Annotated in this window: 16 protein-coding genes; 7 read left to right on the forward strand and 9 right to left on the reverse strand. The window is 69.7% G+C overall.

Features of this window, described 5'->3' with window-relative positions; all coding sequences use genetic code 11:
• The first annotated feature begins 182 nt into the window (after positions 1-182).
• Positions 183-1,163 (forward strand): hypothetical protein, encoded by a 981-nt coding sequence (locus IEY81_RS01160; RefSeq protein ID WP_189116603.1) that lies wholly within the window; start codon positions 183-185, stop codon positions 1,161-1,163.
• Between the two features lie 20 nt (positions 1,164-1,183).
• On the opposite strand, the gene IEY81_RS01165 is transcribed toward IEY81_RS01160, so the two are convergent.
• Positions 1,184-1,870 carry a hypothetical protein gene (locus tag IEY81_RS01165; protein ID WP_189116604.1) on the reverse strand — a complete coding sequence of 229 codons (687 nt, stop codon included), beginning with the start codon at positions 1,868-1,870 and terminating at the stop codon, positions 1,184-1,186.
• On the reverse strand, positions 1,867-2,094 hold the full coding sequence (locus IEY81_RS01170; protein WP_189116605.1) for a hypothetical protein: 228 nt from the start codon (positions 2,092-2,094) through the stop codon (positions 1,867-1,869). Before IEY81_RS01170 ends, IEY81_RS01165 begins: the two co-directional genes overlap by 4 nt.
• Before the next feature lie 168 nt (positions 2,095-2,262).
• On the opposite strand from IEY81_RS01170, the gene IEY81_RS01175 reads away from it, so the two are divergent.
• Positions 2,263-2,568 (forward strand): MTH1187 family thiamine-binding protein, encoded by a 306-nt coding sequence (locus tag IEY81_RS01175; RefSeq protein ID WP_189116606.1) that lies wholly within the window; start codon positions 2,263-2,265, stop codon positions 2,566-2,568.
• A 41-nt stretch (positions 2,569-2,609) separates the two neighbouring features.
• On the opposite strand, the gene IEY81_RS01180 is transcribed toward IEY81_RS01175, so the two are convergent.
• Both IEY81_RS01180 and IEY81_RS01185 read right to left on the reverse strand, forming a co-directional pair.
• Positions 2,610-3,383, reverse strand: coding sequence for an SDR family NAD(P)-dependent oxidoreductase (locus tag IEY81_RS01180; RefSeq protein WP_189116607.1), 774 nt, complete (start codon positions 3,381-3,383; stop codon positions 2,610-2,612).
• Positions 3,384-3,435: 52 nt separating this feature from the next.
• Positions 3,436-4,578, reverse strand: a complete 1,143-nt coding sequence (locus tag IEY81_RS01185; RefSeq protein WP_229787157.1) for an alkene reductase — start codon at positions 4,576-4,578, stop codon at positions 3,436-3,438.
• Positions 4,579-4,685: 107 nt separating this feature from the next.
• Here IEY81_RS01185 and IEY81_RS01190 point away from each other — a divergent pair, with 107 nt between their 5' ends.
• Entirely contained in the window at positions 4,686-5,168 is a 483-nt protein-coding gene (locus IEY81_RS01190; RefSeq protein WP_189116608.1) for a MarR family winged helix-turn-helix transcriptional regulator, read from the forward strand.
• Between the two features lie 113 nt (positions 5,169-5,281).
• Here the strand turns inward: IEY81_RS01190 and IEY81_RS01195 are convergent, their stop codons facing one another.
• Positions 5,282-5,773 carry a (2Fe-2S)-binding protein gene (locus IEY81_RS01195; RefSeq protein WP_189116609.1) on the reverse strand — a complete coding sequence of 164 codons (492 nt, stop codon included), beginning with the start codon at positions 5,771-5,773 and terminating at the stop codon, positions 5,282-5,284.
• An 11-nt stretch (positions 5,774-5,784) separates the two neighbouring features.
• The gene (locus IEY81_RS01200; RefSeq protein WP_189116610.1) at positions 5,785-8,106 is read right to left on the reverse strand and encodes a molybdopterin cofactor-binding domain-containing protein; all 2,322 of its coding nucleotides are present in this window, start codon (positions 8,104-8,106) and stop codon (positions 5,785-5,787) included.
• 318 nt (positions 8,107-8,424) lie between these two features.
• Here IEY81_RS01200 and IEY81_RS01205 point away from each other — a divergent pair, with 318 nt between their 5' ends.
• Positions 8,425-9,672, forward strand: coding sequence for a PucR family transcriptional regulator (locus IEY81_RS01205; RefSeq protein ID WP_229787159.1), 1,248 nt, complete (start codon positions 8,425-8,427; stop codon positions 9,670-9,672).
• Here the strand turns inward: IEY81_RS01205 and IEY81_RS01210 are convergent.
• Positions 9,650-9,853 carry a hypothetical protein gene (locus IEY81_RS01210; RefSeq protein ID WP_189116611.1) on the reverse strand — a complete coding sequence of 68 codons (204 nt, stop codon included), beginning with the start codon at positions 9,851-9,853 and terminating at the stop codon, positions 9,650-9,652. The two genes, IEY81_RS01205 and IEY81_RS01210, sit on opposite strands and share 23 nt — an antisense overlap.
• A gap of 116 nt (positions 9,854-9,969) precedes the next feature.
• Between IEY81_RS01210 and IEY81_RS01215 the strand changes: the two genes are divergently transcribed.
• The 3 genes from IEY81_RS01215 to IEY81_RS01225 all read left to right on the forward strand — a co-directional run bounded on the left by IEY81_RS01215 (position 9,970) and on the right by IEY81_RS01225 (position 12,718).
• Entirely contained in the window at positions 9,970-10,422 is a 453-nt protein-coding gene (locus IEY81_RS01215) for an NUDIX hydrolase (protein ID WP_189116612.1), read from the forward strand.
• A 10-nt stretch (positions 10,423-10,432) separates the two neighbouring features.
• Positions 10,433-12,331 (forward strand): 1-deoxy-D-xylulose-5-phosphate synthase, encoded by a 1,899-nt coding sequence (dxs, locus tag IEY81_RS01220; protein WP_189116613.1) that lies wholly within the window; start codon positions 10,433-10,435, stop codon positions 12,329-12,331.
• A gap of 165 nt (positions 12,332-12,496) precedes the next feature.
• A complete protein-coding gene (locus IEY81_RS01225; protein WP_189116614.1) occupies positions 12,497-12,718 on the forward strand; it encodes a hypothetical protein in 222 nt (73 codons plus the stop codon).
• Between the two features lie 180 nt (positions 12,719-12,898).
• Here the strand turns inward: IEY81_RS01225 and IEY81_RS01230 are convergent, their stop codons facing one another.
• Positions 12,899-14,992 carry a 3-hydroxyacyl-CoA dehydrogenase NAD-binding domain-containing protein gene (locus IEY81_RS01230; RefSeq protein ID WP_189116615.1) on the reverse strand — a complete coding sequence of 698 codons (2,094 nt, stop codon included), beginning with the start codon at positions 14,990-14,992 and terminating at the stop codon, positions 12,899-12,901.
• Complete coding sequence (locus IEY81_RS01235) at positions 14,989-16,188, reverse strand: thiolase family protein (protein ID WP_189116616.1); 1,200 nt, start codon at positions 16,186-16,188, stop codon at positions 14,989-14,991. Before IEY81_RS01235 ends, IEY81_RS01230 begins: the two co-directional genes overlap by 4 nt.
• Positions 16,189-16,212: the final 24 nt, after the last annotated feature.

Raw genomic sequence — 16,212 nt, forward strand, 5'->3', positions numbered from 1 at the left:
TCGGCAGGGGCTACCTGCCCGTAACCCCTGTCGAACTCCCCGTCGTACCCCCGGCTCCGGCGGGCCTGTGGATAACTTCTGCAGGAAGATCGGCAGCGGGTGATGATCTCGGCATGGTCGTTTCCGCCGAGCTCTTCGAGCCGCCTGCCTTCCATGTACGTCGGCCGGGGCTGGTGCGGCCTGTGCGTATCGATCCAGCGGGGCGGGCCGGGCCGACGCGGGGGCAGGCGGCCGGGAAGGGGTGGCGGCGCACCAGTCGCGGGTTCTACCTCCCCGCTCGGTACGACGCCGACTCGCCCGAGCAGCGGATCGTCGAGGCCGCGGTCACCCTCGGCCCGGACGACGCGGTGACCGGCTGGGCGGCACTGCGCTGGCTCGGCGGGGTCGGGTTCGACGGCGTCGATCTCGGCGGGGAGGTGCCCGTGCCGCTGCTGACGATCGGCCACCGCATCGACCCGCCGCCGGGCGCGTTCGTCACCGCCGAGCGACGCCAGAGCGAGGACCGGCGACGCATCGACGGCCTGATGGTGACCCACCCGCTGCGCTCGGTCTGCTTCGAGATGCGGTACGCCGCGTCGCTGGTCGAGGCGGTCAAGATCTTCGACCTCGCCGCGTACTCCGACCTCGTCTCCAGGAACCAGGCGGCGCACTACGTGAGGCGCCTGACGGCGTGGACCGGGGTCGGCCAGTGCCGCGACGCGATCGTGCTCGGCAACGAGAACACCTGGTCGCCGATGGAGACCGAGATGCGGTTGCTGTGGCGCCGGATCGGCCTGGTCGCCGTAGTCAGCAACCACCCGGTCTTCGACGCCGCCGGCAACCACATCGGCACGCCGGACCTGCTCGACCTCGAGCACGGGGCCGTCGGCGAGTACGACGGTGCCCTCCATCTCCAGGGCAGGCAGCGCGCGAAGGACATCCGCCGCGAGAGCGCCTTCCGTCGGGTCGGGCTGGAGTACGTCACCATGGTCGCCGCCGACCGTCACGACCCGACCGACTTCTTCCAGCGCACCCTGGACGCCTGCCGCCGCGCGACCGGCGGCACCACAGACCGCTGGACCATCACCCCGCCACCCTGGTGGACCCCGACGACCACGGTCGCGGCCAGACGCCGCCTGACAGCCGCGCAAGAGGAGAAGTACCTCCATCCCCGAGCCAGCTGACGCCGTCGTACGCAGCGGCCTCAGGCCAGAGCCGCGATCCGCGCGCGGTTCTCGGCCGACAGCGCGGCCAGGAGGGCATCCGCCGCCTCGCCGTGGTCGGCGGTGGCGGCGACCACGGCTGCCAGGGTCTCGTCGGAGAGGTCGGCGAGGATCGGGTCGAGGACCGAGGGGTCGTCGAGGAAGACCGCGACCTGCAGGATCTCCGCGCCGGAGGCGCCCTCCAGCACCTGGAGCGAGACCTCGGGGGAGACGACGCCCGTGAACCGCGCGAGCGTGAGGACATGACCGGCGGCCAGGAGGCGGCGGCCGATGTCCACGACGACGGCCTGGTCGAGCTTCGCGACGATGCCCTTCACCCTGCTGGGATCGAGGTGGACGGAGAGCTCGGCGAGGAACTGCGGCTTGAGGTGACCGGCCAGCTTCGCGGCGTCGACCGGGTCCATCACCGCGGCCACCCGAGCGCTCAGCATCGGTCCCATCGCCAGCTCGGTGATCTTCGCGACCACCGGGGCGGGCAGCTTGGTGCTGACCGCGGCCAGCCCCTTGACCCGCGACTCGTGACGGCTGAACATCGCGTGCGAGACGATCCCGCGCAGCTCGCGCAGATCATCGGGGGACGAAGCGGCCAGGAAGGCGAGGTCGGCCTCGTCCACGTGCATCTCGTGGGCGAGCTTGGTGATCTCCAGGGAGCTGGTCAGCGCGGTCATCGGGCACCTCCGAGCATCCTCTGGACGACGCCGCGCAGCATCTTCGGCACCATCCGCAGCGCTTGGTTGAGGGAGGCGTCGAAGGCCTCGTCCTCGGCGCGCATCGCTCCCTGGGTCAGATCGTCGAAGCGGCGCAGCTGCTCGTCGTCGTACGCCTCCAGCGGCGCGAGCCGCGTGGTCGGCACGCCGAGCGTGGCAGCGAGCCGGTCGAGTCCCTCACTCATCGATCCCTTTCTGCCGGGGTGGCACCGTCGGCCCCCGGTGGCGCAACTATAGGCAGGCCGAGGAGTCCGTGGGGCGGCCGTTCGCGTGTCGTCTCACGCGATGCCTCAGCACGCCGAGATCTCGCCGGTTCGAGAACCGATCGCCTTCGAGGTGGGTAGGTTGAGAGCATGCTTGTCGCCTTTTCGATCGCGCCGACGACGACGGACTCTGCCGATGGCTCGGTGACCGCTGCGGTCGCCGAGGCGGTCAGGATCGTGCGTGAGTCCGGTCTGCCCAACGAGACCAACTCGATGTTCACCAACCTCGAGGGCGATTGGGACGAGGTGATGGCGGTGATCAAGCAGTGCGTCGACGCCGTCTCCGCCGTCTCTCCGCGGGTGAGTCTGGTGATCAAGGCCGACATCAGGCCCGGCCGGGAGGGGCAGCTGACGGCGAAGGTCGAGCGGATCGAGTCGACGCTGCGGGAGAGCTGACGGTGCCGCGTCCCCGACCTTGAAGGGGACGAGGCACGTGCTCAGTTCATGAACATGCCGCCATCGACGTTCAGCGTCTGGCCGGTGATGAAGTCCGCCTCCGGAGAGGCGAGGAAGAAGATCGGACCGACCAGGTCCTCGGCATGCTGGTCGCGGGGGATGGCCCGGCTCTCCCGCTGGGACTCGATGAGCTCGGGCGGGAAGTGCTCGAGCACCGGCCCGGTCAGTGTCACGCCCGGCGTGAGCAGGTTGACGGTGATGCCGCCGCCGCCGACCTCCCGCGCCAGGCTGCGGGTGAATCCGACCAGCCCGGACTTGGCCGTGACGTAGTGGACCTGGCCGGCCACGCCTGGATACATCGACGCCGAGCCGACGTTCACGATGCGTCCCCACCCGCGAGCGCTCATCAGCGGGAGCAGTGCTCGGGTGACCAGGAAGTAGCCGGTCAGGTTGATGTCGATCACGGTGCGCCAGCGCTCCGCGGTCATCTCGGCGAACGCGTCGAAGGGGAAGAACCCGGCGACGTTGAGGAGGACGTCGACACCGCTGGCCGCCCTCGCGGCGTCGGCGAGGCGGCCGACGTCGTCCTCGTCGGCGATGCTGCCGGCCACCGTGACCAGGTCGCCGCCGGCATCGAGATCGGCGGCGGTCTCGTCGAGAGCGTCTGCGGAGCGGTCGGTGGCGATGACGCGGTCACCGTTGTCGAGGAACCGCTTGGTCAGGGCTGCGCCCATGCCGCCGGCGGCGCCGGTGATCACGACGACCCGCCCGGTGCTGTGCGGGTTGCTCGTCTCGGAAGTGGATGTGGTGGTCATGAGGTCCTTCTTTCCGGGCTCTCTGAGCCCCTGAGGGTGGGCGACGGCTCCGTCACTTCGCCGTGCCGGGGCCGGTGCGGGTGGGGTAGTCGGTGTAGCCGGTCGCGTCCCCGCCGTACGCCTTGCTCAGGTCGGGCATCGCCAGCTCGGCGCCCGCTGCGAGGCGGTCGACGAGATCGGGGTTGGAGATGAAGAGCCGGGCGTAGGAGACGAGGTCGGCTGCTCCGTCGTCGACGAGCGTGAGCCGGTGGGGGTGGTCGAGGGGGTCGGGGGTCGCGGCGTTGAGGATGAGCGCGCCGCCCCAGGCCTCGCGGATCACCGGCGTCAGCGCGGGGTCACCGGCCTCGACCAGGTGCAGGTAGGCCAGGCCGCGGCCGCCGATCCTGAGGTCGTCGAGCTCGGAGACCAGCAGCGGGTACGTCACGGCGTAGTCGTCCTCGAGGGTGTCGCCGAGCTTGTTGTTCGGCGAGATCCGCAGTCCGGTGCGCGCCGCTCCGATCGCCTCGGCCACGGCCCTGACGATCTCGACGGTCAGCCGGATGCGGTTGCGAGGGCTGCCGCCCCACTCGTCGGTGCGCTGGTTGGCGTTGGTGGCGAGGAACTGGTGGAGCAGGTAGCCGTTGGCGCCGTGGATCTCGACACCGTCGAACCCCGCCGCGATCGCGTTGCGCGCGGCGTCGGCGAAGTCGGCGATCGTCGCGACGATCTCGACCTCGTCCAGCTCCCGGGGGACGACGTGGTCCTGGGGGCCGGTCGGGGTGAAGATCTGCCCCGCGGCTCTGACGGGCGAGGGGGCGACGGGGACCAGACCGCCGTTGCCGACAGCTTCCGTGCTGCTGGGGTGGCCGATCCGGCCGGTGTGCATCAGTTGAGCCACGATCACGCCACCCTCGGCGTGCACGGCGTCGGTCACGGGCCGCCACGACTCGACCTGCTCATCGGTGTGCAGACCAGGGGTGGCGGGGTAGCCCTGCCCGACCGGGCTGGGCTGGATGCCCTCGGTGATGATCAGCCCGGCGCCGGCGCGCTGGGCGTAGTAGGTCGCCATGTCGTCGGTCGCCCGGGTGTCGTAGGCCCGGCTCCGGGTCATCGGCGCCATCACGATCCGGTTGCGCAGCCGAAGGTCGCCGACCGTGATCGGCTCGAAGGCGGTGGCGGCCTCGGCGGCAGGCTGGTCGGTTATCTGGTTCATCATCAGCGTTCTCCTCGATGGGAATGGATTGCTCCGTGATTACCTGTTCGAACAAGTAAGTTGTATCTCGCATTCCCTGTCCGAACAACTAATTGCGATAGGATCGAGCCATGAACGGCGAACCACGCATGGAGGCAGGCCCGCTGAGCTCGGCGATCTTCCGCGTCGCGCGGGTGCACAAGGCGCTGGCCGGGAGGCTGCTCCGCGAGCACGGGCTCCATCCGGGTCAGGAGCTGGTGATGATGACGCTGTGGCAAGACGGCCCCCAGCGCCAGGTCGACCTCGCCGAGACGCTGGACAGCGATGCCGCGACGATGACCCGCGGGATCGCCCGGCTGGAGCGCGCCGGTCTCGTGCGGCGTACGCGTTCGACGACCGACCGGCGCGCAGTCATCGTCGAGGCCACCGAGGAGAGCCAGGGGCTCAAGAGGCTGGTCGGGGAGGCCTGGGCAGAGCTCGAGCGGGCGACGCGAGGCGGGATGTCACCTGCCCGCGTCGAGGCGGCCCGGGAGCTCCTCGCCGAGCTGGAGGCGAACGTGACGGCGGTCTATCGAGGCGACGACGCAAGCGCCGGTCCGGAGAGGTCCGGGTAGGCAAGGTCTGAACAGCTGCCGGGCAGCACAGACGACACAGTCCCGCTCCGGGCTCGGAGCGGGACTGTGCGTGGTCCTGGAGGAGAAGGCTGGTGCTCGTGGCGGGAGGGGGATCAGAGCCCCTTCGCCATCGCCTCCTGACCGGTCTTGATGGCCTCGCGGATGCGGGAGTAGGTGCCACAGCGGCAGACGTTGCGGATCGTGTCGAGGTCGGCCTCGTTGATGGCGCGACCCTCGGCGCGGACCTTGTTGACCAGCGCGACCGCGGCCATAATCTGGCCGGGCTGGCAGTAGCCGCACTGGGCGACGTCGTGCTCGAGCCAGGCGTCCTGCATCGGGTGGAGGCCGTCGCCGGGGGCGGTGTCGGCCAGGCCCTCGATGGTGGTGATCTCGTCGTCGGCCTTGATGTCGGCGACCCGCACGGAGCAGGGGTTGAACGCCTTGCCGTTGATGTGGGACGTACAGGCCTTGCAGACGTTGATGCCGCAGCCGTACTTGGGGCCGGTGACGCCGAGGATGTCGCGCAGGACCCAGAGGATGCGGACGTCGTCCTCGACGTCGACGGTGACGGTCTCTCCGTTGAGCTGGAAGGTGTGAGAAGGCATCTTGGGGGACCTCAGAACGTGTAGGCGAGGCCGTCGGTCGGCGACTCGGGGACGGACGGGATGAAGGACTTGGGCTCGAAGTGGAGCGGCTCGTGGAAGTTGATCGGGAACTCGGTCGGCATCTCACCGGTCGCGCGGGCGTAGGCGCAGGCGACGGCGGCCATCGAGGCGGCCACACCGGCCTCACCGACGCCGCCGGGCTGGCTGCCGTGCGACTCCATCACCTCGCACTCGAACTCGAACGGCGTGTTCCACTGGCGGGTGTAGGCCGAGTTGTCCCAGCTGGCCTCGAGGAAGTGCCCGTCGACCAGGTGGTTGCTGTAGGTCAGCGCCTGGCACATCCCGTCGGAGAAGCCACCCATCATCTGGGCCTTCACGCCGGCGGGGTTGATCACCAGACCGACGTCGGCGACCACGACGGCCTTGGTGACGCGGGGGCCGGTGACCGCGTCGCGCACCTCGCGGTTGACAGTCTCGGGACGACAGTCGATCTCGACGAGGACGGCGGTGGCGCCCTTGTACTCCTTGTGGATCGCGATGCCCTGCGCGGTGCCGGCAGGCATCTTCTTGCCCCAGCCGCCGATCTCGGCGGCCCGGTCGAGCACTCGGCGGACGGTGTCGCTCTTGAGGTACTTGCGGCGGAAGGAGACGGGGTCCAGCTTCAGCTTCTCGGCGAGCTGGTCGACCATCAGCTCGCTGGCCGTGGCGACGTCGGGGGAGTAGATGTTGCGCACCGAGCTGGTGTTGAAACGGTCGACGGCCGGCTTCGGCTCGTTGAGCAGCTGGGTGACGACCCCGAAGTTGTAGGGCAGCTCGGTGGCGAGCATGAAGATCGTCTCGGAGAAGGTCAGGTTCGACAGGCCGGTCGGCAGCGCGGCCGCCTCGGCGGTGATCCGCTCACCGAGGCCGTGGGTGAAGTCGGTGGCGACGCTGGAGTGGCGCTGCTCGAAGGTGAGCACGCCGCCGGCCAGCACGGTCGCCCGGACCCGGGAGACCGCCATCGGGTGCACGCGGCCCTGGCGCGGCTCGTCGGCGCGGTGCCACATCAGCTTGACCGGCACCTTGAACGCCTTGGAGGCGTGCGCGGCCTCGAGGGCGGCGTCGAAGAAGAGCTTGCGGCCGAAGGAGCCGCCGCCCTGGACGACGTTCACCGTCACGTCGGTCGGCAGCATGCCGAGAGCCGCGGCGATCTTCTCCTGGGCGGTGACCGGCGACTTGAGACCACCCCAGATGGTGGCCTTGCCGTCGCGTACGTCGGCGACGGCGCAGTTGGGCTCGAGGGACGAGCCGCTGCGGAAGTGGAAGGTGAACTCGCCGTCGACCGAGGTCGCGCCGATCTTCGGCACCGCGAGCGGGATCTGACCCGCCTTGAGCTCAGCCTTGATGTCCTTGGCCGACTTCGTGGTGACGGTGCCGGAGTTCCAGGTGACGTCGAGGGCGCGCACGGCGTCGATGCACTGCCCGAACGTCTTGGCCCGCACCGCGACGCCGGTCGGGATGATCGCGACGTGGGTGACGCCGGGCATCTTCAGGACCTCGCCCTTGTTGTTGATCGAGTGCGCGGTGCCGTTGAGCTCCGGCGCCCGGCAGACCATCGTCGGCAGCGCGCCGGGGACGTCCACGTCCATCGCGAACTGCTTCTTGCCGGTGACCGCCTCCAGGGCGTCGATACGGCGGTGGGGCTTGCCGATGACCTTGTGGTCGGAGGTCTTCTTGAGCTTCACCTCGACCTTCTCGGTCTTCGGCTTGGCGGCCTTCGCCGCCGCCTCGCCGTACGTCACCGAGGAGCCGTCCGGCAGCCCGATGACGCCGCCCTTGGCAACCAGCTGGGCGACGTTGGTGCCGAGCAGGATCGCGGCCGCCTCGAGCAGCGACTTGCGGGCGATGGCCGCGGCGACGCGTACCGGCGTGTACATCGAGATCATCGAGTTGGAGCCGCCGGTCAGCTGGTTGAAGAGCAGCTCGGGCCGCGCCGGGGCGAGGGTCACGTGCACGTGGTCGACGGGGAGGTCGAGCTCCTCGGCGATCAGCATGGCGATGGCCGTGGTGATGCCCTGGCCGACCTCCATGCGGGGGAGCGCGAAGTGGGCGTGACCCTTCTCGTCGATCTCGATCGCGATCAGGTTCGAGGTCGGCAGCGTGCAGTGGGTGAGGAAGTCGTTGAGGTCGTAGACCTCGGGCACCTGGGGCACCGACGGGATCGGCGCCGCGTGCGCCGCCTCCGGCGTCAGGCCCAGGTCAGCGGCAGCGATGAGGGTCGCTCCACCGATGACGTAGCCGACGAACGAGCGGCGGGAGACCCGAGACGGGCCCTCAGTGGGGTGGTTCTCCATGGTGTGTTCACTCCTGGGTCTAGCGGGCCGAGATCGTTGTGACCCTTGACACATGGCTAGCACCATTCAGCAGCCGTAGCGCGTTTGAAAAGGGCGCGTCGGGAAATGTGTGAGTTCGTCATAAATAGCCTGGTGACCGGCTATATATGTCTCCGGATGCCTCGCCGGGTATCCCTTCGTTGCGGCGTCAACGTTGTCGTGCGGCAGGATGTCGTGCGTGAGAGCCATCGCGCCACGGTCATGGCAGGCCGGCACGCCACGAGCGCGGGGCGTCGATCGCCTTGTCGCCGGCCCACAACCTCGAAGGAGGGGATCGCAGTGAGGACCGAGCCGATCAACCGCATCGTCGAAGGCGTCCGGGAGAACCTTCCGGCCACTGTGGCGCTCTTCCTGCAGCGCACCTGGGAGCAGGTGCCGGCGTACGCGGCCAGCCCGGACCCCGACCTGCGCCGCGATGTCGCCCAGCACGCCGACGCCGTCTTCCGGGCCGTGCTGGTCACTCTCGAGGAGGGCCGCGCCGCAGTCCGCGAGGACTTCGACCTGAGCACCGGCCAGGCCGCCAGCCGGGTGCGCCAGGGGATCACGCTCGCCGACTTCCTGCAGGCGTTCCGCCTCGGCCAGGTCGCGCTCTGGGAGAGCATCGTCGACGTGGCCGCCGATGATCCGGACACCGGCCGCGCGGCGCTGGACGCGGCCTCGCACGTGATGCAGGTGATCGAGGTCGGCAGCTCCGTGGCGGCCGAGGCCTACCTCAGCTCTCAGCAGATGGAGCTCGCCGAGGGCGACCGGATCCGGCGGGACCTCGTCGAGGACCTGCTCGCCGGCCGCGAGGTGCCGGCGGGCCCGCGGCTCGACATCGCGCGTGCGGGCGGGCTCGAGCCCGACGGCCGCGCAGTCGTGATGGTCGCGGTGCCGGTGCGTCCGCTGAAGGCCGGCCAGAACCTGCGCGAGGTGCTCCGCATCGTCCGCACCGAGCTCGGCCCGGCCCAGGACGGCCTCGCGGTGATCCGCCAGGAGCAGCTGGTCGGCATCATGCCGATGGCCCACGACGACGCGACGACGGTCGTGCCCGGTATGCGCCGGGTCCACGGCCAGGTGGCCAGGTACGGCATCGAGCTGGCAGTGGGGGTCAGCACGGTCCACACCGGGTGGTCAGGGGTGCCTGCTGCGTACGCCGAGGCGGGGATCGCCCGCGACTCGCTCGGCGAGGAGGCGGGGGTGGTGGCGCTGCCGATGCTCTCGACCGTCGACTACCTGGTGCTGCGCGAGGACCCGACCGCACGGCGGCTCGTCCGCCCGCGGCTTCGCCAGTTCGTGCTCGAGGACCAGGCGCGCGACGGCGCGATGATCGAGACGCTGCTCGCCTACGTCGCCAGCGACCTCAACGCGAAGCTGGCCGCCGAACGGCTGCACATGCACGTCAACACCGCCTACTACCGGCTCGAGCGGATCGCCGAGCGCACCGGCTGCGACCTGCGCCGGTTCGCCGACGTCGAGGAGCTCCTCTTCGCGATCCGGCTGCTCACCGGCGCCCGGGGACGAGTCAGGCCGGCTTCCGGCCGATGAACCAGTAGGCGGCCGCCCCGAGCAGGTTGGTGGTGCCCCACAGACGCCACAGCAGCCGCGGTCCGCGGATCTGGTCGTCGGAGCGGTGCTGCAGGTCCCTGAGGATCACCGGCGCGATCGCCGCCTGGAGCGCGAGCGCGCCGGTGGTCATGATCGCCTTCTGCTTCGAGGTCAGTGCCATGTCGCCAGTCTTTGCCTTGGCTTGTGTCCAGTCAAGGGACGTACGTCTCGTCTGCGTGTCCCGGGCCGGCGGCCGTCGACGTCGCGGTCCGGGGGCGGTGACTAGGCTCGCTCCTCATGACCGAGTTCGCTGCCGTGATCCTTGTCGACCGACGTGGCTGGGTGCTGCTCCAGGAGCGGGACGAGCACCCGCGGATCGCGCCGGAGAAGTGGTCCTTCAGCGGCGGACATCTCGAGCCGGGGGAGGACCCGCTGGCCGGGGCGATCCGCGAGCTCGAGGAGGAGACCGAGGTGCGGCTGAGCCCCGGTGACCTCGAGCTGGTCACCGTCGCCGACGTACGCCACCCCGAGACCGGCAGCGAGGACAAGATCCATCTCTTCGCGGCCGGGGTCGACCTCACCGACGCCGACATCGTGTGCCACGAGGGTCGCCAGATCGTCTTCGTCGACCCGGCGAAGGCGTTTGACCTGGACCTCAGCGACTCGGCCAGGACCGCGCTGCCGTCCTTCCTGGGATCGGCCCAGCACGCGGCGCTATCCGGATCCGCCTCGCTCAGGGCCGAGACGTAGAATCCGGCCCATGGGTCTCCTCGAACGCATCGCCGCGCCGCAGGATCTGCGTGATCTCTCCGACGACCAGCTCGACCTCCTCGCGAGCGAGATCCGCGACCTGATGATCCGGACCGTGGCCACCAACACCGGCCACCTCGGTCCCAACCTCGGCGTGGTCGAGCTGACCCTGGCCATGCACCGGGTCTTCGACAGCCCCAGCGACAAGATCGTCTTCGACACCGGCCACCAGTCCTACGTGCACAAGCTCGTCACCGGCCGCGCCGGCGACTTCGACACGCTGCGCCGCGAGGGCGGGATGAGCGGCTACCCGAGCCGGTCCGAGTCCGACCACGACCTGGTCGAGAACTCCCACGCCTCCACCGCCCTCTCCTACGCCGACGGTCTGGCCAAGGCGTTCACGATCAGGGGCGAGGACCGTCACGTGGCCGCCGTCATCGGCGACGGCGCGCTGACCGGCGGGATGGCCTGGGAGGCGCTCAACAACATCGCGATCCAGCACGACTCGCGGCTGGTCATCGTCGTCAACGACAACGGCCGCTCCTACACCCCGACCATCGGCGGCCTGGCCACGGCGCTGACCTCGCTGCGTACGAACCCCCGCTACGAGGTGCTGCTCGACATGGTCAAGCGCCGCCTCAACGCGGTGCCCGGGATCGGCGCGGTCGCCTACGACGCACTGCACGCGGTGAAGAAGGGGCTCAAGGACGCGGTCGCGCCGCAGGGTCTCTTCGAGGACCTCGGCCTGAAGTACGTCGGCCCCGTCGACGGCCACGACCGGCACGCCGTCGAGCAGGCGCTGGCCTCGGCCAAGCGCTTCGGCGGTCCGGTGATCGTGCACGCGATCACGCGCAAGGGCTACGGCTACGACCCCGCCGAGCGTCACGAGGCCGACCAGTTCCACTCGCCGGGTCCCTTCGACGTCCAGACCGGCGCCGAGAAGCCCAAGGGCCGGATCTGGACCGACCACTTCTCCGACGCGATGGTTCGCCTGGGCGAGCGGCGTCCCGACATCGTCGGCATCACCGCCGCGATGATGCACCCGGTCGGGCTGGACGCCTTCCAGGCCCGGTTCCCCGAGCGCACCTTCGACGTCGGCATCGCCGAGCAGCACGCCGCCACCTCGGCCGCCGGCCTGGCGATGGGCGGCCTGCACCCGGTCTTCGCGGTCTACGCGACCTTCCTCAACCGCGCCTTCGACCAGGTGCTGATGGACTGCGCCCTCCACCGTGCTGGGGTCACCTTCGTCCTCGACCGATCCGGCGTCACCGGTGACGACGGCGCCTCCCACAACGGCATGTGGGACATGTCGCTGCTCCAGGTCGTGCCCGGCCTCCGCCTGGCCGCCCCGCGCGACATCACCCGGCTCAACGAGCTGCTCGACGAGGCCGTCGAGGTCGACGACGCACCCACGGTCGTGCGGTTCCCGAAGGGCCCGCCTCCCGAGGACATCCCCACCATCGACAGGCTCGGCAACGCCGACGTCCTCGTCCGCAACGGCACCAAGGACGTGCTCGTCCTCGGTGTCGGCTCGATGGCCGAGGTCGCGGTGGGCGTGGCCGAGCGGCTCACCGCCCAGGGGATCGGCGTCACCGTCGCCGACCCGCGCTGGGTCAAGCCCGTCGACCCGGCCCTGGTCGAGGCGGCCGCCGACCACCGCCTGGTCGTGACCATCGAGGACAACGGCGTCGCCGGCGGCGTCGGATCCTCCTTCCTGCAGGCGCTCACCGCTGCCGACGTGCGCACGCCGGTCCGGATCCACGGCATCCCGCAGGAGTTCCTCGATCACGCCAAGCGCCCCAAGATCCTCGAGGCGATCGGCCTGACCCCTCAGGCGATCGCCCTGGACACGATCGACCGCCTGGCCACGCTGACCCCCGAGTCCCTCCCCCGAGACGTCAGCATCTGACGCCGAACGGTCGATTTTCGACGCCGAACGGTCGAAATTTGACGTCGAGAGGTCGATCTCTCTGGTCGAGCCACTCGCGTGGACGGCCTGGTTTGGGCTTAGAGTGGAGTCCGTCGGGGGCGACGAGGACCCTCGGCATTCTCACTACAGCACTCGGGGGGTTCAATGCTCTATGACGACATCGTGGCCGAGTTCCGCTGGTCACCCGAGCAGATGTCGGCGCCGTTCGATCTCAGAGCGGCAGATGAGATGATCCGCAAGAAGATCGAGAGCCGGCGCGGCACACCGCAGGCCGCCGGCCGCCAGCAGCGCCCTCGAGCGCGTCAGAGCGCCACCACGTCGGATCGAGCCGTACGCCGCGCCCAGGCCTCCAGCGACAAGGCCTGAGCCGCGGTACGAGACGGCAGGTGCGGTTGACGTACTGCCGTCTCGCGGCCGATATCTGACGCCTCGGCGTCGAGAACTGACGTCTCGCCGCCAGAATCTGACTTCTCGGCGAAATCGGACCCGCCCCCGACCGACTCACGTCGGACGAGGGCGGGTTTCCGGTTCTCCGGAGTCGGGCCGTCAGTGGAACTTCTTGCCGGTGACCTTCTCGGAGATGCCCTCGCGGTCGAGGAGCTGGGTGATGCCGCCGTTCCAGAACTGGAAGCCGGCGCCGGTGATCATCGCCAGGTCGATGTCCTCGGCGGCCTGGGCGACGCCCTCGTCGAGCATCCGGCCGATCTCGTCGGCGATGGCCTCCAGCGACTGCTGGCGGGCCTGCTCGGCGGTCTTGACCACGTCCCCGGAGGTGAGCAGCGCCTCGACCTCGGGGTCGAGGGTGCGGCCGTCGGGGCCGAAGAAGGAGCTCTTCTTCGCCTCCACCACACGGTGGAGGTTCTCCGAGAGGTAGAACCGGTCGGGGAACGCCTTCGCGAGCGTCTCGTTGTTGTGGTAGGCGATCGCGGGACCGACCAGACCGATCAGTGCGAACGGGCCCATGGGCGCGACACCAGCGAAGGCCGACTCGACGACGTCGATCGGGGTGCCCTCGTCGGCGACCTTGGAGACCTCGCCCATGAAGCGGCCCAGGAGGCGGTTCACGATGAAGGACGGGCTGTCCTTGACCAGGATCGACGTCTTCTTCAGCGACTTCGAGACCGAGAACGCCGTGGCCAGCGCAGCGTCGGAGGTCTTCTCGCCGCGGATGATCTCCAGCAGCGGCATGACCGCGACCGGGTTGAAGAAGTGGAAGCCCACGACCCGCTCGGGGTTCTTCAGCTCGGCGGCCATCTCGGTGATCGAGAGGCTGGAGGTGTTGGTCGCGAAGACCGCGGTCTCCGGCGCGACGGCCTCGGCGTTGGCGAAGACGGTCTTCTTGACGCCCATCTCCTCGAAGACGGCCTCGATGATGAAGTCGGCGTCGGAGAACGCCTCCTCGTAGTCGACCGAAGCCGTCACGAGGGCCTTGAGGCGGTTGGTGGCGTCCTGCGAGGCGCGGCCCTTGGCGAGCTTCTTGTCGAGCTCGGCGTGAACGTACGCCACGCCCTTGTCGGCACGCTCCTGGTCGAGGTCGACCATGACGACCGGCACCTTCAGGCGCTGGACGAAGAGCAGCGCGAACTGCGAGGCCATCAGACCGGCACCGATGATGCCGACCTTGGTGACCTTCTGCGCGAGCGCCTTGTCGGGCGCACCGGCAGGCCGCTTGGCGCGCTTCTGCACCAGGTCGAAGGAGTAGAGCGAGGCGAGCAGCTGCGGGGTCTTGGACATCGCGACCAGCGCGTCGTCCTCGGCCGCAAAGCCCTCGTCGCGCGAGGCGGTCTTGGCCAGGGTGAGCAGCTCGACGGCCTTCTTGGCAGCGGGGGAGGCGTCGCCGGTCTTGGCCCAGGCGAAGAAGCCCGCGTTCTTGGCGGCCTCGTCCCAGCCCTCGCCGCGGTCGATCGGCTCGCGCTCGACCTTCTCCTCGCCCGACAGGACGCGGTCGGCCCACAGCAGCGACTGCTCGAGGTAGTCGGCGCCGCCGAACATCGCGTCGGCGATGCCGAGGTCGAAGGCCTCGGCGCCCTTGAGCACCTTGCCGTTGTTGAGCGGGTTCTCGATGAACACCTTGGCGGCCTTGGCCGGACCGATCAGGTTCGGCAGCAGGTAGCCGCCGCCCCAGCCGGGGATCAGGCCGAGCATGACCTCGGGCAGGCCGACGGCCGGCACCGAGTCCAGGATGGTGCGGTAGTCGGCGTGCAGCGCGACCTCGAGGCCACCACCGAGCGCGAGCCCGTTGATGAAGCCGAAGGAGGGCTTCTTGACGCCGTTCGCGCCGTCGCCCAGCTTGCGGAAGACCGCGTGGCCGAGCTCGGCGATCGTCCGGATCCCGTCGGGGCCACCCGCCTGCAGCGAGGTGAGGTCGGCGCCCGCCGCGAGGATGAACGGCTTGCCGGTCACCGCGATCGCGTCGATCTCGTCGTCGGCCAGCGCCGCGTCGTACGCGGTGTTGAGCTCGACCAGCGACTTCGGCCCGAACGTGTTCGGGCGGGTGTGGTCGTGGCCGTTGTCGAGGGTGACCAGGCCCAGCACCTTGCCCGACGGCAGGTTGACCTTCGCCAGCTTGGCCGCGGTCACGACCTCGTCGTCGGAGTAGAGCTTCTCGACGTCGGCGAGAAGAGTGTTGATGTCAGTCACTTCGACTCTCCAGTCCAGTTGGGGTTCTCCCAGATGACCGTGCCGCCCATACCCAGGCCGATGCACATCGTGGTGAGGCCGTAGCGGACCTCGGGGCGCTCCTCGAACTGGCGGGCGAGCTGAATCATCAGCCGCACACCGGAGGAGGCCAGCGGGTGACCGAACGCGATCGCACCGCCGTAGGGGTTCACGCGGTCGTCGTTCTGGTCGATGCCGAAGTGGTCCAGGAACGCGAGCACCTGGATCGCGAAGGCCTCGTTGATCTCGAAGGCCTCGATGTCGTCGATGGTCAGCCCGGCCTTGGCCAGCGCCTTCTCGGTCGACGGGATCGGGCCGACGGCCATGACCTCGGGGGCGACACCGGCGAAGCTGTACGACACCAGCCGCATCTTGATCGGCAGACCGAGCTCGCGGGCGACCTCCTCGGAGGCCAGCAGCGAGGCGGTCGCGCCGTCGTTGATGCCCGCCGCGTTGCCCGCGGTCACGCGACCGTGCGGGCGGAACGGGGTCTTCAGCTTGGCGAGGTCCTCGGTGGTGGTGCCGGGACGCATCGGCTCGTCGGTGGTGGCCAGGCCCCAGCCATTCTCGGCGCTGCGCGTCGCGACGGGGACCAGGTCGGGCTGGATCTTGCCGTCGGCGTACGCCTTGGCGGCCAGCTCCTGGGAGCGCACGGCGAACGCGTCGGTGCGGTCCTTGGTGATCGCCGGGTAGCGGTCGTGGACGTTCTCGGCGGTGTTGCCCATGACGAGCGCCGAGGGGTCGACGAGCTTCTCGGAGATGATCCGCGGGTTGGGGTCGACGCCCTCGCCCATCGGGTGGCGGCCCATGTGCTCGACACCGCCGGCGATGGCGACGTCATAGGCACCGAAGGCGATGCCACCGGCGGTCGTGGTGACCGCGGTCATCGCGCCGGCGCACATCCGGTCGATCGCGTAGCCGGGCACGGACTGGGGGAGTCCGGCGAGCAGGCTCGCGGTGCGGCCGATGGTCAGGCCCTGGTCGCCGATCTGCGTGGTCGCGGCGATGGCGACCTCGTCGATCCGCTCGGGGGGAAGCTCGGGGTTGCGGCGCGTGAGCTCACGGATGAGCTTGACGACCAGGTCGTCGGCGCGGGTCTCGGCGTACTGGCCCTTGGCCTTGCCGAAAGGTGTGCGTACGCCGTCGACGAAGACGACTTCTCGCAGCTGTCGGGTCACCGTGTCACTCCATGTGAATTGCCG

It is taken from the genome of Nocardioides luteus (assembly GCF_014648595.1).
Lineage (GTDB): Bacteria > Actinomycetota > Actinomycetes > Propionibacteriales > Nocardioidaceae > Nocardioides > Nocardioides luteus.

Coding starts and splice junctions, on each gene's coding strand:
- IEY81_RS01165 (WP_189116604.1), bottom strand. CDS start 1,870: ATGACCGCGCTGACCAGCTCCCTGGAGATCACCAAGCTCGCCCACGAG.
- IEY81_RS01170 (WP_189116605.1), bottom strand. CDS start 2,094: ATGAGTGAGGGACTCGACCGGCTCGCTGCCACGCTCGGCGTGCCGACC.
- IEY81_RS01175 (WP_189116606.1), top strand. CDS start 2,263: ATGCTTGTCGCCTTTTCGATCGCGCCGACGACGACGGACTCTGCCGAT.
- IEY81_RS01180 (WP_189116607.1), bottom strand. CDS start 3,383: ATGACCACCACATCCACTTCCGAGACGAGCAACCCGCACAGCACCGGG.
- IEY81_RS01185 (WP_229787157.1), bottom strand. CDS start 4,578: ATGATGAACCAGATAACCGACCAGCCTGCCGCCGAGGCCGCCACCGCC.
- IEY81_RS01190 (WP_189116608.1), top strand. CDS start 4,686: ATGAACGGCGAACCACGCATGGAGGCAGGCCCGCTGAGCTCGGCGATC.
- IEY81_RS01195 (WP_189116609.1), bottom strand. CDS start 5,773: ATGCCTTCTCACACCTTCCAGCTCAACGGAGAGACCGTCACCGTCGAC.
- IEY81_RS01200 (WP_189116610.1), bottom strand. CDS start 8,106: ATGGAGAACCACCCCACTGAGGGCCCGTCTCGGGTCTCCCGCCGCTCG.
- IEY81_RS01210 (WP_189116611.1), bottom strand. CDS start 9,853: ATGGCACTGACCTCGAAGCAGAAGGCGATCATGACCACCGGCGCGCTC.
- IEY81_RS01215 (WP_189116612.1), top strand. CDS start 9,970: ATGACCGAGTTCGCTGCCGTGATCCTTGTCGACCGACGTGGCTGGGTG.
- dxs (WP_189116613.1), top strand. CDS start 10,433: ATGGGTCTCCTCGAACGCATCGCCGCGCCGCAGGATCTGCGTGATCTC.
- IEY81_RS01225 (WP_189116614.1), top strand. CDS start 12,497: ATGCTCTATGACGACATCGTGGCCGAGTTCCGCTGGTCACCCGAGCAG.